The organism is Bacillus sp. NPDC057893 (assembly GCF_042796455.1).
In the GTDB taxonomy this organism is placed as follows: domain Bacteria; phylum Bacillota; class Bacilli; order Bacillales; family Bacillaceae_G; genus Bacillus_A.
On the sequence record NZ_JBHVNG010000002.1, the window covers coordinates 211,972 to 226,448 of the forward strand.

Annotated in this window: 14 protein-coding genes and 1 pseudogene; 9 read left to right on the forward strand and 6 right to left on the reverse strand. The window is 36.0% G+C overall.

The genetic code is table 11. The features are described from left to right. The first annotated feature begins 386 nt into the window (after positions 1 to 386). From ACFVQC_RS09705 to ACFVQC_RS09715, 3 genes are all read left to right on the forward strand, one after another. Positions 387 to 1,499, forward strand: a complete 1,113-nt coding sequence (locus ACFVQC_RS09705; RefSeq protein ID WP_377898238.1) for a response regulator aspartate phosphatase — start codon at positions 387 to 389, stop codon at positions 1,497 to 1,499. Continuing rightward, positions 1,496 to 1,639: a hypothetical protein gene (locus ACFVQC_RS09710; RefSeq protein WP_377898239.1), complete on the forward strand. Its 144-nt coding sequence runs from the start codon at positions 1,496 to 1,498 to the stop codon at positions 1,637 to 1,639. Before ACFVQC_RS09705 ends, ACFVQC_RS09710 begins: the two co-directional genes overlap by 4 nt. Positions 1,640 to 2,219: 580 nt before the next feature. Beyond that, a complete protein-coding gene (locus ACFVQC_RS09715; RefSeq protein ID WP_377898240.1) occupies positions 2,220 to 4,604 on the forward strand; it encodes an immune inhibitor A domain-containing protein in 2,385 nt (794 codons plus the stop codon). Positions 4,605 to 4,849: 245 nt separating this feature from the next. Here the strand turns inward: ACFVQC_RS09715 and ACFVQC_RS09720 are convergent, their stop codons facing one another. Both ACFVQC_RS09720 and ACFVQC_RS09725 read right to left on the reverse strand, forming a co-directional pair. Further along, positions 4,850 to 5,680, reverse strand: a complete 831-nt coding sequence (locus ACFVQC_RS09720; RefSeq protein WP_377898241.1) for a VanW family protein — start codon at positions 5,678 to 5,680, stop codon at positions 4,850 to 4,852. Between the two features lie 446 nt (positions 5,681 to 6,126). Next, the gene (locus ACFVQC_RS09725; RefSeq protein ID WP_377894050.1) at positions 6,127 to 6,657 is read right to left on the reverse strand and encodes a cysteine hydrolase family protein; all 531 of its coding nucleotides are present in this window, start codon (positions 6,655 to 6,657) and stop codon (positions 6,127 to 6,129) included. A gap of 110 nt (positions 6,658 to 6,767) precedes the next feature. On the opposite strand from ACFVQC_RS09725, the gene ACFVQC_RS09730 reads away from it, so the two are divergent. Further along, positions 6,768 to 6,908, forward strand: a complete 141-nt coding sequence (locus tag ACFVQC_RS09730; protein ID WP_002011050.1) for a hypothetical protein — start codon at positions 6,768 to 6,770, stop codon at positions 6,906 to 6,908. Positions 6,909 to 6,973: 65 nt separating this feature from the next. On the opposite strand, the gene ACFVQC_RS09735 is transcribed toward ACFVQC_RS09730, so the two are convergent. Then, positions 6,974 to 7,180, reverse strand: a complete 207-nt coding sequence (locus tag ACFVQC_RS09735; protein WP_002011051.1) for a hypothetical protein — start codon at positions 7,178 to 7,180, stop codon at positions 6,974 to 6,976. A 383-nt stretch (positions 7,181 to 7,563) separates the two neighbouring features. On the opposite strand from ACFVQC_RS09735, the gene ACFVQC_RS09740 reads away from it, so the two are divergent. The 4 genes from ACFVQC_RS09740 to ACFVQC_RS09755 all read left to right on the forward strand — a co-directional run bounded on the left by ACFVQC_RS09740 (position 7,564) and on the right by ACFVQC_RS09755 (position 11,176). Then, positions 7,564 to 9,297 (forward strand): S-layer homology domain-containing protein, encoded by a 1,734-nt coding sequence (locus ACFVQC_RS09740; protein ID WP_377898242.1) that lies wholly within the window; start codon positions 7,564 to 7,566, stop codon positions 9,295 to 9,297. Positions 9,298 to 9,417: 120 nt separating this feature from the next. Then, positions 9,418 to 10,074, forward strand: a complete 657-nt coding sequence (locus ACFVQC_RS09745) for a hypothetical protein (protein WP_377898243.1) — start codon at positions 9,418 to 9,420, stop codon at positions 10,072 to 10,074. 156 nt (positions 10,075 to 10,230) lie between these two features. Beyond that, positions 10,231 to 10,545 (forward strand): PadR family transcriptional regulator, encoded by a 315-nt coding sequence (locus ACFVQC_RS09750; protein ID WP_002150150.1) that lies wholly within the window; start codon positions 10,231 to 10,233, stop codon positions 10,543 to 10,545. 16 nt (positions 10,546 to 10,561) lie between these two features. Beyond that, positions 10,562 to 11,176, forward strand: a complete 615-nt coding sequence (locus ACFVQC_RS09755; RefSeq protein ID WP_377898244.1) for a DUF2812 domain-containing protein — start codon at positions 10,562 to 10,564, stop codon at positions 11,174 to 11,176. A 406-nt stretch (positions 11,177 to 11,582) separates the two neighbouring features. On the opposite strand, the gene ACFVQC_RS09760 is transcribed toward ACFVQC_RS09755, so the two are convergent. Together ACFVQC_RS09760 and ACFVQC_RS09765 are read right to left on the reverse strand one after the other, a co-directional pair. Next, positions 11,583 to 11,699 (reverse strand): YjcZ family sporulation protein, encoded by a 117-nt coding sequence (locus ACFVQC_RS09760; RefSeq protein WP_002069235.1) that lies wholly within the window; start codon positions 11,697 to 11,699, stop codon positions 11,583 to 11,585. Between the two features lie 70 nt (positions 11,700 to 11,769). Next, a pseudogene (locus ACFVQC_RS09765) lies at positions 11,770 to 12,126 on the reverse strand (Tn3 family transposase); the annotation flags it as partial. Positions 12,127 to 12,231: 105 nt separating this feature from the next. Here ACFVQC_RS09765 and gad point away from each other — a divergent pair. Beyond that, positions 12,232 to 13,701: a glutamate decarboxylase gene (gene gad, locus ACFVQC_RS09770; protein ID WP_377896382.1), complete on the forward strand. Its 1,470-nt coding sequence runs from the start codon at positions 12,232 to 12,234 to the stop codon at positions 13,699 to 13,701. Positions 13,702 to 13,765: 64 nt separating this feature from the next. Here the strand turns inward: gad and ACFVQC_RS09775 are convergent, their stop codons facing one another. Next, complete coding sequence (locus ACFVQC_RS09775) at positions 13,766 to 14,419, reverse strand: DUF2306 domain-containing protein (protein WP_377898245.1); 654 nt, start codon at positions 14,417 to 14,419, stop codon at positions 13,766 to 13,768. Positions 14,420 to 14,477 lie beyond the last annotated feature (58 nt).

Sequence of the window (14,477 nt, forward strand, 5' to 3'; positions counted from 1 at the left end):
TTATGGGAGCGTTGTTATGTATGCTCTTTATACAAATATATGTATCTTTATAGCCACTAAGGATTTTAAAAGAAGATAAACAAAGTGAGTTCAAATAATATAGTAAAGGTGTAATATTGTCTGTTGGAAGCAGCTTTTAATGAGTAGTCTATAAATAGGTATAAAGTTCCCTCTTATGACAGACCTTGTTATCGGTGTTTGTAGAGGTAGATAAATTAAAGCTGAAGTGTGAACAAATTACGAATTTTTTATTTTGGAATCCGGTCACTCGAATTTTCTGTAAATTGTTGAGAAAGTTTAAATTTCTAATGGTCTCGAACGAAAAGATGGAATTTTCTGTTATTATGATATTAGAAGATAGTAAGAGGAAGACTAGGAGGGATTTCATGATTGCGGCTAATGCACAAGAGAAAATAATACAGCTGTTAAATGAGTGGTATTTAGAGATAAGGTCCAGACGTATAAAGGAAGCCGAACGTTTGAAAGAAAAAATAGACGTAGAGATACATAAACTTAAAAGAGAAGCAGAAGAAAACTTTCAAAAGGAGAATATATCATTATATTATTCGCTTTTAAAGTTTAGATATAACTACTTGATAGATAACCTGGGTTTAGATAAAGATAGTTTTAATGAAATAGATTCATTCGAAAAACCGACAGATAACTTTTTAGCGTACTATTATAATTTTTTTAAAGGTATGCATGCAAATGAGCTAGGGAACTATCACTTAGCAAAGGAACATTATGATCGAGCAGAGGTGTTTTTGAAATATGCTCCTGATTCACTAGAACAGGCTGAGTTTTATTATAAGTCAGCAACTTTCTACTATGATATACAGGAAGGTTTAAAATCCATTAACTATGCAAAAAAAGCGAAAGAAATGTTTGCTGAACAACCAGGATATGAAATTAATATTGCTTTCTGTGAAAATATTTTAGGACTAGCATGTATTTATTTAAGAGAATGGGAATTAGCTGAAGAACACTTCATGGCAGCGTTAGATCAATTTCAAAAAAATGGAGAAGAAAAATTTATTCTAATGGTCCGACATAATCTGGGATGGATGTATTCAAGTCAGAACATGTCGACTTTGGCTATTCGTTATCTTTCTGAAGTCGTGGAAAAGAATCCAAATCACTATAAAGCTATTTTTGCTAAGGCACTAGAACACTATAAGTTAGAAGAAGTTGAGATAGCTGGTGAACTTATTGAGAAAGGTTTAAGTATTAGTAATGAGATTAATCAACTAGAGTTCCAACACCGGTTCAAGGTTTTAAAGGAACAGAACGACAATTCTTCCGCTCAAAAACTTGAAATAGTAATTTTAGAAGGGGTTCAATACTTTGAGAGAGAAGAGTTATATGAGTATATGCAGGAACATTATGAAACGCTGGGAATTAAGTTTTTTGAAGAAGAAAAGCACACGGAAGCTAGTAAGTATTTCTATTTAAGTGCACAAGCACGTAAAAAAGCGATAGATAAGGGGGCGTTAAAATGAAAAAATTATTACTAACGATTATGGGGATTGCTACGGTATTTACGTTTTCATTAGGTTTATTAAGTAAAGATAGTTCAGAAAAAGGTAAACAGCATCCAAATGTTATTCAAAGTATGTCAGTAGGGGATTACGGTGGTTAATAATTAATGAAAAGAGCGCTATTCTCATTAGGATAGCGCTCTTTTCATTAATTGGAGGATTGTTTATGTGAATAACTTCAGAGCGTTTTGAAAATGAAGATTATGAATATTATGAATGTGGAAAAGCTATTGAAAGTGAAGAAGTTAATAGAGAAACTTGGAAATGTAATATTTTTAATAGGAAAGTAGTAATTGATATAGGTGAAAAAAGTGGGAAGGTATGATTATGTCTTTAATCAATATGATAAAGTGTCTTGTGAGGTGAAAGGAATTCCTTACTATAACGGAAAGCTCTATTGCATCAATGTTGCTGATCATGGGGGAGTAATGGTCGAAACGGAGGAACTTGTGAATTGCATGCTGAGGAATTTAAAAATTGTAGTGAAAAAATATAACAAGAAGAGGTTATAGTATTAGTTTGCTGTAACCTCTTTTTATTTTTCTAACCTACGTATTTCACCCTAAAAATATTTCTCAACATTTTATTTGTTGAAAAAGATTGAATATTCTCTATAAAGAGAATATTATGTTTCTATCGGCAAAAAAAACGATAATTCGCAGACACTGGGGAGGAAATGCATTGAAAAAGAATAAGAAGTTAAAACCATTATCAGTTTTAGCAACAGCGGCAGTACTAAGTAGTAGTTTTGCTTTTGGAAGTCATGCAGCTTATGCTGATGCGCCATCATCTCTACCAATAGATGAGCATTTAATACCGGAGGAGCGTTTAGCGGAAGCGCTAAAACAACGAGGCGTAATTGATCAATCTGCATCACAAGCTGAGACGTCAAAGGCTGTCGAAAAATATGTTGAGAAAAAGAAAGGGGAAAACCCTGGGAAAGAAATCTTGACAGGAGATAGTCTCACGCAAGAAGCTTCTGATTTTATGAAAAAAGTAAAAGATGCAAAAATGAAGGAAAATGAACAGGCGCAGCAGCCCGCAGTAGGACCAGTAGCTGGACAAGGTGCTGGATTGAATTCTAGTAAATTAAATGGAAAAGTACCTACTGCACCAGCGAAGCAAGAAGAGTACAACGGAGCTGTTCGAAAAGATAAAGTGCTTGTTTTACTCGTAGAATTTAGTGATTTTAAGCATAACAATATTGATCAAGAGCCAGGATACATGTATTCTAAGGACTTTAATCGTGAACATTATCAAAAAATGTTATTTGGTGATGAACCATTTACGTTATTTGATGGATCGAAGATTAATACATTTAAACAATATTATGAAGAACAATCTGGCGGGAGCTACACAGTTGATGGAACTGTAACGGAATGGCTTACTGTTCCAGGGAAAGCTTCAGATTATGGTGCGGATGCGGGCACTGGTCATGATAACAAAGGTCCTTTAGGGCCACGTGATCTTGTGAAAGAAGCATTAAAAGCAGCGGTAGCAAAAGGAATTAACTTAGCTGATTATGACCAATTTGATCAATACGATCAAAATGGTGATGGAAATAAAAACGAGCCAGATGGCATTATTGATCATTTAATGGTTGTACATGCTGGCGTGGGTCAAGAAGCTGGCGGCGGTAAATTGAAAGATGATGCGATTTGGTCTCATCGTTCAAAACTTGGATCAAAACCATATGCGATTGATGGCACAAAATCTTCTGTTTCAAATTGGGGCGGAAAGATGGCTGCATACGATTATACAATCGAGCCTGAGGACGGAGCAGTTGGTGTGTTTGCGCATGAGTATGGTCATGATTTAGGATTACCAGATGAGTACGATACGAAGTACTCAGGACAAGGTGAACCTGTTGAGTCATGGTCTATTATGAGCGGCGGAAGCTGGGCTGGAAAAATTGCAGGAACAGAGCCAACAAGTTTCTCACCACAAAATAAAGAATTTTTCCAAAAGAATATGAATGGCAACTGGGCGAATATCGTTGAGGTAGATTATGATAAACTTCGCACAGGAGTCGGTGTTGCAACATATTTAGATCAAAGTGTTACAAAATCAAAACGACCAGGAATCGTTCGTGTTAACTTGCCGGACAAAGATATAAAAAATATCGAAGCGGCATTTGGTAAGAAGTTTTATTACAGTACAAAAGGAAATGACATTCATACAACACTTGAAACACCAGTATTTGACTTAACAAATGCAAAGGATGCTAAGTTCGATTATAAGACATTCTACGAACTTGAAGCGAAGTATGATTTCCTTGACGTAAATGCGATTACAGAAGATGGAACGAAGACACGTATTGATAGAATTGGCGAAAAAGATGTAAAAGGCGGTATGGATACAACTGATGGTAAGTGGGTTGATAAATCATACGATTTAAGCAAATTCAAAGGGAAAAAAGTAAAACTGCAATTTGAATATTTAACAGATATTGCAGTAGCTTATAAAGGATTTGCGTTAGATAATGCAGCATTAACTGTAGATGGCAAAGTTGTTTTCTCAGATGATGCAGAAGGCCAGCCAGCAATGACATTAAAAGGATTTACTGTATCTAACGGATTGGAACAGAAAAAAAATAACTACTATGTAGAGTGGAGAAATTACGCTGGTTCTGACACGGCGTTACAACATGCGCGTGGTCCAGTATTTAATACAGGAATGGTTGTATGGTATGCGGATCAAAGCTTTACAGATAACTGGGTAGGCGTTCATCCAGGTGAAGGATTCTTAGGAGTAGTAGATTCTCATCCAGAGGCAATCGTAGGTACATTAAACGGGCAACCGACTGTGAAGAGCAGTACGCGTTATCAAATTGCCGATGCGGCATTCTCATTTGATCAAACGCCAGCATGGAGAGTAGATTCGCCAACTCGCGGTATCTTTGACTATAAAGGATTACCAGGAGTTGCAAAATTTGATGATTCTAAGCAGTACATCAACAGCGCTATTCCAGATGCAGGACGTAAGTTGCCGAAACTAGGATTGAAGTTTGAAGTAGTAGGTCAAGCTGAAGACAAGTCTGCAGGTGCAGTTTGGATTCATCGATAGAATAAGGTGAAACTATGAGGGAGCTGCCCCATAAGTTGGTGAAACCGACTTATGGGCAGCTCTCTTCTTATTGTAGAAACGGGCAGTTTAGTTTAGGAACCAGTTTGTTGGAAAGAAAGATATAAAATTCATTTTCAATAAAAACGAAAAAGTTATGTTACAAAAAGGAATGGGCCTATTAATTATATGAAGAAAGGCATGTATTGTGTTATTAGACAAAAATACTTGATACACGAATGTTACCGTCACTCGCTTTCCTCATTATTATAAGCTAATAGTGGTTCGTACATCATTATAGCGTGATTCTCCGTTACATATTGGTCTTCTATAAACTGTTTCTGTTGATTATATACTCTACGTTGAATAACATTATGTCGTATATAACCACCCCAGTATGCAGATTGGATTGAGTGTTCTTTTTCATAAACTTCATATTGATAAAGCTGCGGATAGGCAACTCTCCATTCACCGACTAAATGCTTATCTGTAATATAAAGGTGAAGTTGATACGATTGGTCCGTTTCATTTTTGATTTGTAAATCCAAATAGTTATAAGAACAAGTTGCGCCGCTTCCAAATGGTTGGGTCCGCTTGGAATCAGGAAAGACATCAAAACTATGACGATATCGCTCTGTTACTGTCAATGGTGTATGTAAGGTCATCCAATATATTAAATTTGAAAGCTGACAAAGTCCTCCCCCAATGCCTGCTTGAAAAGATCCATAGTGTAGTATCATGCCCTCTACATACCCTTTTCTCCTCGTAGGCTTACCTATTAAACGCCAGTAAGAGAATGTTTCTCCCGGTCTAATGACGATACCATTTAGTTGTTTAATAGCAATCTTCAAATTAACAACTTTATTTTGTTGATACCACATATCTACATCTTTGAGCTTACGAAGTAGTATCGTTCGGTGCTGAATCGCTGTATAGGGTAACTTTTCTTGTTGAAACGTTTTTGCATATGTTTTTCCGTCTGCTAACCACTGAATGTACCTCTTTGTAGAGTAATACCATGTCCCTAGTAGAATGCGATACTTAGACCGCTGTTTAGGACGTAAGTTCACTAAATTCATTTTATTTCCTCTCTCCATCAATAAGTTGTACTTTTTTTAGCTGCATAATAATTAACATAAATAGATAAAAGACGCAAAAGAACAGGATAATTAATCTAATGGGGACTTTATTTTTTCCATTTTCAAATTGCTTATAGTGATGTGAAAATCCGCTTCAATACGATAAATTCAAATAACACATTATAAATATAAAGGACAATCTTAAATAAAAAATAATGAAAATTAAAGAAATTCTAAAGTATTAATATGTTTTTACTAAATATTGATTGATAATAAGTTGTTTTTTGAGACTTTACTAGGTTCTGTTGCAATGCTTCTTAGCAAATAAAAAGTTAAGTTAATTACAATGAAAGATTATGCAACTCTTAGTAATTACTGTAATTCATTGTACGTCGAAAAACCGCAGTCTAGTCCCTGACTGCGGTTTCGTTTATATAGAGATAGAATCAAAATTCTATACTTTCGGAATTTTTTACACAAGCAAACCATTGACCTATTATCTCGTTATGATGCTCAATAATTTGAGACGCCGATAATAATGTAGAGTTATATGTACTATGTCCATTCTTTACAAGAGTAACGTCATATCCTAAGCTGTATGCACGCCGGCATGTTGCATCTATGCAAATTTCAGATTGAATTCCTGCTATAACAACTCGTTTTATATTTCTCATTTCCAGCTCTTGTTGAAGACTCGTTTTATGAAAAGAATCCGGATGATTCTTTTCAAGAACGACATCTCCTGTTGCTGGAGTAATTGATTTATGAATTTCCCATCCAGGTGTCCCTTGTCTAAGTGAAGAACCAGACTTCCCATTAAACTTCATATAAAAAATAGGGGCTGAAGCAGAACGGGCTTTAGAAATCAATAATTGAATGACTCTTAATAATTCCGTTCTATTATATAGGACTTTTCTCTCCTCAAATGAACCTACCTGTACATCAATAATAAGGAATGCTGTACAGCTTTTCATCATAAATACCCTCCTAATACTTGGTTCAAAAATACAAAAGTGAAATATATGCAAACTACAATGCTATGCATATTTAATGTATCCAAAAGTTCCAAAGAATATTGCATGGAGGTATGAAGTGGATTCCAATAATTGTATCTATTCTTTTTCTAGAATCTGTTATTAAACCTGAAATCAAATATATAATTATTGGTGCAGCTATAATTGCTATTCTAGCCAATGTTGTTGCCGGAACGAAGCGTCTCTTTAAATAAATCGACTTCAAATTAATATCCAAGACACTCAAAAGTATAAATAATTTAAGTGTCTTGGATACATTTTATCCTTTAAATATTTCTGGTTTTTCCACTCTGAATGATTTCACCTCACCGCACTCTAAACAGAATGTTGTTAATAGTTTAGAACGGTCTCCTGCTTTAAAGAGCGAACTAGACGTATCTTCACAAACATATGCATGATAAGCAAATCCAACTTTCCCCTCTTTAAATTTAGTAGAACCGCAATTATCACATCTCTTATTTTTCATAGTACTAACACCTCTTTAGGTTGATATTTATTTTGGTGTGTTTTTCTATTGTAAAATACATTTCTCCATCTCCTTTACAAATAGAAGTAAATTAACTTGGTTATAAATAGTGTTTTCGACATGATACACCATGTCCCTTTGTAAAACTTTGTGAAATATGCTGCGGAGGGCTTTCTGTATGTTATATTTCCTTTTTATTTATATATTCGCAAATAAAATAGCATAATATCAGTATGAATCCCTATAGTAATATGGATTTTTGCATATTTTGAAATTCAGTATATCCTCCGAAAAGTTTTAATTGTATAATGTGTTTTGTCATATTCTTTTAGATTTTTCGACAAAAAAAACAAAAAATAGAAGACGTATTGGGAGAAGGCATTATGTACACAAAACTATTAAAATCAATTACATCATTATCACTAATAGGTGGTGCTTTATTATATACAAATGGCAGTGATGTGAAAGCTGCTGAAGCAGGCGTTTTTTCTGATGTACCTACATCGCATTGGTCGTATCCGGCGATTAAAGATTTAGCGGGCAAAAATATTATTTCAGGTTATGGAAATGGGATATTTGGTTTTGGAGATGTTGCGACGAGGGAGCAAGTCGCAGCTTTAATTTATCGAGTGCTAGTGCCGAATAAGCAAGGCGGTTCGTTTAGTAATGATGGAACTCGTTACGTATTAAAAGATGGCTCTACGTTTAAAAATCCTTACGGTGATATTAATCGAGATTCTACAATGTTTCCAGAAGAGGTATTAACTTTAACGAATTTAGGGGTTTTTAAAGGTGATGAAAATGGCCGATTTAGACCTAAAGCTTCTGTGAGTCGTGCGGAAATGGCACAAATTCTTACAAATGCTTTTCATCTTGCTGCTAAACAAAAACATACATTTAATGATGTTCCAAATCCATTTTGGGCAGAAAATGCGATTAGTGCAGTACAATCAAACGGAATCGCAGATGGTACAGGCAACGGGAAATTTGAACCATATGGCACAGTAACACGTGAACAGTATGCACAGTTTTTATATAAAACTTTGAAATATAAAAATACTGATGTAAAGGATACAGGAGATGCGGCATTATTAACAGCGTTTAAAGATGAAGTGCAAAAGCGTATTAATACGTACGAGACGAATATTACACTTCCATATAAGACGAAAAATAGTAATACAAAAGAAGTGATGAATACACTTTTCACCGCATATAAAGAAGTCGCAAGTAAAAATGAGTATACAAATTATAATAGATCGAATGTTTCATATGGACTTTCTGGATCACCTGGAGATTATACGTTTACGCTAAATATTACATATCGCGAAACGAAAGAACAAACCGAGTATGTGATGAAAGAAGCGAAAGCGATTGTTTCTTCTATTATTCAAGTCGGTATGGATGATCATGAAAAAGTGAAGGCGATTCATGATTACGTAGTAGAACATGTTTCTTACGATACGTCTTATAAAGCGTATACAGCATATGAGGCACTCGCGAATCGTTCTGCCGTTTGCCAAGGTTACACCCTATTAACCTATCAATTATTAAAAGAAGCTGGAATTGAGAATCATTTTGTAGTAGGAACTGGAGACGGTCAGCCCCATGCGTGGAATTTAGTTAAAATCAATAACAAATGGTACCATCTTGATACAACATTCGATGATCCAGTGCCAGATGAACAAGGCCGCGTAACATATTCTTATTTCAACTTATCAGATGAACAAATTGCAAGAAATCACGAGTGGAACCGCGGAGACTATCCGCAGGCTACAACAAATTATTATGATACATTGACGAGTAAAATTGCAGGGGGTAGCTCGAAATCAGCTGCATACGGACAAATATTAAAAGATACAAAGTTAAATTATTTAGGAAATGAATACATCGCAAATAGCTATAACGAATTAAAAAGTAAAATGCAGCAGCGCTATAGTGCAAAGCCTGAAAAGATTGAAATTCTGTATAAGCAATCAATGGACGGCGCACTGCAAGATGTGAAGAAGGCAATTGGAGAAATTCGTTTCCCGCAAGGAGCGAACCGTGTTTCTTATAAAGCGGAGCCGTATAATGCAAAAGAAGGATATTCTTTAGTGACGATTACGTTTACGTATTGATAATAAAAAGCATCTATTTCAGGTGCTTTTTTATTATTCCGGTTCGACATAATGTGACGAAGGAACGTAACTGCATCTGTTATGATAACTTTGGGAATTTTACATTTTGGATGATCAGTAATGAACAAAAAGAAGATTTTTGCTGCGTTAATAGGGATCGCAGTTTTAATTGTAATTATTAATGTAGTTGTTACGAAAGGGAAAACGACATCAACTAGTGAAAAAATGTACACTGAGAAAGAATACAATAAATTAGTAGATGATCATTTTGAAGAAACACAAAAGTTAAAAGGTGATAAGACGCTATTAGAAACTGAAAATAAATCTCTTGATGCACAAGTTAAGAAGTTAAAAGATGAATTAGCGAAAAAAGAGCAACAAGTAGCGCAACAGCCAGTTCAACAAGAACAACCTAAGCAACAACCACAACAACCAGCACCAGCACCAGCACAAGTTCCACAGCCAGAAACGAAAGAAGAGCCTAAACCGGAACAGCCTACGGGTGCATTCGCAAATCCTGTGAAAAGTATAAATAAAACAGAGGCAATGAATAAAGTGAAAGAAAAGGCGAAGCAAGACTTCCAAGATGACTATATGACGCAAAACTTTGTTGCTGAGGAGCAATCAAAAGCATTTGACTTCTTAAATGGAGTAGAAATCAAATCACAAGAAGAATTAAATGTGATGAAGAATGCATTGAAAGATTTTTCAAATGACTTTATGACAGTGAAGTTTGTTTATGAAGAGCAAATGAAAGCGAAGAATAAGCAAGGGTAATACAAAAAACGCTATCTTTTAAAAAGGTAGCGTTTTTTGTTATGGATAATAAAGTTCTTACTACATTTGACATGTACAGTTCAACTGTATAAAATAAAACTATATAGTTCAACTATATAGTTTGACTATATACTTATCGTTACATTGGAGGTCTTTATGAATAGAGATAAAAATTTACCATTAACGGAAACAACGTATTACGTTCTTTTAGCTTTACTGGAGCCAGCTCATGGTTATTTAATTATGCAAAAGGTGGAGGAACTTAGTGATCATCAAGTGAAAATCGCAGCGGGTACATTGTATGGTGCGGTTGAAAATTTATTAAAGCAACAATTAATAGAATCGGTAAAAAGTGAAGATAAACGAAGAAAAGTGTATGTAATTACTGAGCGTGGGAAAGAAGTATTACACTTAGACTTTATGAGGATGCAGCACATTGTTGGGGTTACAAAAAGCTTATTAAATGTATAGTTAGGGGGAAGCGAAGATGTGGAGATTGAAATTCTTTTTAGACTTTGAGAAAGAGGAAAAATGGTTAGAAGAGATGGCTTGGAAAGGCTATCAACTAAAAAGTAATACATTCGGTTATAAATTTAGAATCGCAGAACCGGAAGATGCGACAATTAAAATAGATCATAGAATATTTAATAGAAGAAAAGATTTTATTAATTACTGCACATTATTTGAAGATAGTGGCTGGAAGCATATAGCCGGTAATTGGTGGTCAGGCACGCAATATTTTAAAAAGGTAGATGAGGAAAGCGAAGATGACATTTTTTCAGATCAAATGTCACGAGCAGGGAAGTACAAGCGTCTATCTAAGACATTTTTAGAATTGGCGATATGTTATTTGCCACTGTTAATCCTATTTATGTTTAATAATACAATCGATCTAGGAGCGATTGTGAATCCGAAAGACTTATACTATACACCTGGATTATGGGATATGCACGGTGCAGCATTTGTAGGATCATTATTATTTGAAACACCATTTGCATTAATGAGGGGCATTTCATGGGTATTTACCCCAGTTGCGATTGGTATGTTTTTCGTTTGCTCGTATAAAGCAAATAGGTTGTATGAAGAGAAAAAAATGATATGAGAGATCCCCTTAAAGCTGATGCTTTGAGGGGATTATTTTGGATTCGTAAATGCATCTTCTTAAAATAGATTAATGAAAAGGATGCGGATTGGAAACAAATTATCATGATTTTACTTTTTATAAATCAAAAAAGGCATTTAATTAAGTAGGGGTCTCGACACATTTCCTATAATGATTGATATGTTACGTTACGTCTTTCAAAAGAATCTACTTTATAGAGCATGCCTACAATTTATATTTTACTATTTGTATTTTCATGAACATGTATAATTACATAAAATTTAAGGGGAAAAGAGAGTATACTTTGGTATTGTGTAATAAAGATAAGGCCCGCCTACGGAAATAGGTGGGCCTTTTTAACGTACAAAGAAAAGACACTCACATGAGTGTCTTTTCCGATAGTTTTTTAGCAGAAGCAGCTAGCTCCAACTATGATTAATAAAATAAATAATACAACTAATAAAGCAAATCCTCCAGCGAAGCCACCGCCGCCACAACTACCACAACTACCACCAAATCCCATAATAGTTCCTCCTTTAGATAAGAGGATAAAACAAGGGGTCACTCATGTATTTTAACGGGTTCACTTTACTTTATGTTTTTAAGCATGAATTGAGCAGGTCCTTTTGAAAATAAAGAAAAGACACCCTAAGGTGCCTTCCTCCGACTTGAAACACTTTCTCTGAATTAGAATGGTATTCTCCTAGTAAATTGATATGTTCCCAACCTAAAGGTGACATATGATGCAATAAGTTCTCATTAAAACTACCTATCCGTTTTTGATATTTAACTGCTTTTGTTAGATGTAAAGTATTCCAGATACTGATGGCATTGATAATTATGTTTAAGGCACTGGCCCTTTGCAATTGATGCTGTATGGTTCGTTCCCTAAGCTCACCTTGTTTACCGAAGAAAATAGCTCTTGCAAGTCCATTCATGGATTCTCCTTTAATTCGAATGGTGGCAGCACCTTTTATTAGAATTGTCCCCTTGGTTTAACAACTGCTTTTTTGTAAATAATATGTTTGTTAAAAAATTAATTAAGGGGGACTTGTATGCCACAGGATCGAAAAGCAAAAGTTCAAAACGATGCATACGAAGGAAAAGAGATCATGCCAGATAATCCACAATATCTACCGCGTCACGTGCAAATGGAGCTGCCTCACGAATTTTCTATAAATCCCCTGTTTGCCCGCGAAGGAGAATCAGTCGTTCCGCGCTTTCACATGCCTGATGAAGGCATGTTACCAGAAACAGCGTATCAAATCGTCCATGATGAAATTGCTCTTGATGGCAATGCCCGCTTGAATCTTGCAACATTCGTTAGCACATGGATGGAGCCTGCCGCAGAGCACTTATATGCCAAATCATTCGACAAGAACATGATTGACAAGGATGAATATCCACAGACAGCCGAAATTGAGGAGCGGTGTGTCCGCATTTTAGCAAACCTCTGGCATTCGCCCACCCCCCTTACGACTATGGGCGTTTCAACAACTGGATCGTCGGAAGCATGTATGCTCGGGGGGCTTGCGTTAAAGAGACGCTGGCAAAATGCACGCAAAAGCGAAGGGAAGCCGGTGGATCGGCCCAATATTGTGTTTAGTTCTGCTGTTCAAGTTGTTTGGGAAAAATTCGCGAACTATTGGGAGGTTGAACCACGCTATGTGAAGGTTAGCCCTGAGCATCCCCGATTGGATCCTCAGGGGGTCCTCGCTGTCGTGGATGAAAATACGATTGGTGTAGTACCGATTCTCGGTGAGACTTATACCGGGCTTTACGAACCGGTGTCCGCCATTGCGAAAGCGTTGGACGATTTACAGGAGAGGACGGGCCTCGACATTCCCATGCATGTGGATGCGGCTTCGGGGGGATTTATAGCACCGTTTCTTCAACCAGATTTAGTCTGGGATTTTCAATTACCGAGGGTGAAGTCCATCAATGTATCCGGACATAAATATGGATTAGTCTATCCTGGGTTGGGTTGGATAATTTGGCGGGAAGCTGAAGATCTCCCTGAGGATCTAATCTTCCGCGTCTCCTATTTGGGCGGGAACATGCCGACTTTTGCTCTGAATTTCTCTCGTCCTGGCGCACAAGTGCTCCTGCAATATTACAATTACCTGCGTTTGGGGAAAAGTGGGTACTATGATGTCCAAAGGGCTTCTCAGAAAGTCGCTCTTTTTCTTAGCAAGGAGATTCAGAAGATGGAACCGTTCGAACTTTTGTCCGATGGTTCGGATATTCCGGTTTTCGCTTGGCGATTGAAAGATGGTTACACATTAAACTGGAATCTTTATGATTTATCTCGACAATTGCGTGTGTTCGGCTGGCAAGTACCCGCCTATCCATTGCCTCCAGATATGGAAGCGGTGACGATTATGCGCGTTGTGGTTCGAAATGGATTTTCCATGGATCTCGCGCATTTATTTTTGAGGAACCTCAAACAGACCGTTGCCTTTCTGGATTCCCTGGACGGGCCTATGCCACATGATACGAAATGTGATAATGGGTTTCATCACTAAATGAAAAAAGCCTAATTTCTTCATATTTAATTGAGAAATTAGGCTTTTTAATATTGAAATTTCCTTAACGTTGTAAATCAGCATTTTTCTGTTGTTGTCCTTTATTAAGACTTTGTCTTATAAATAATTCTGCAATGATTAAATTTGGCACCCACGCTAACCAAGCAATAACAGCATAACTAAGTTCGAAATGCTTCAGTCCAAATAGCAATACAAATAAAGGTAGCCAAATTCTTAATGTAACTGCCGCAAAGGTTAAGGAATAATTTCTGATCATCCAATTCCGATGGTCTTGAATTTTTTTATTCTTAACTCTGTTTAATGCTTGATATGCCGATGTTAGCCAAAATACGGATAACAAACCGAAACCAAGCTTTCCTACTAATCCTCCCGTAGCGTAAAAGGATAAATAAAGTCCTGAAACGCCGCCAAATAATACACCAATCATATAGATTTTTCCAATCATTCGATGGCGACTGATATTCTTTTCTCTAAATTTTGTGGATAATGTAAAAGGACCAATTACTAATGCTACTACACTAGTTGCAATATGTATAAATAACATAATGTACCAAAATGCACTCATTTTAGATAGAAACATAAGCTTCATTTGAATAAACCCTGCTTGAAATCCATCCATAATAAAATATTGGAAAACAGCATAACCAGCTACTAAAATAGCTAAAAAAGTAAATATAAACCAAGTTTTTTTATTCATAATTTCACCACTTCCTTGCAACATTTAAGGGGATTAGAACATATATTGCTGTTTATCT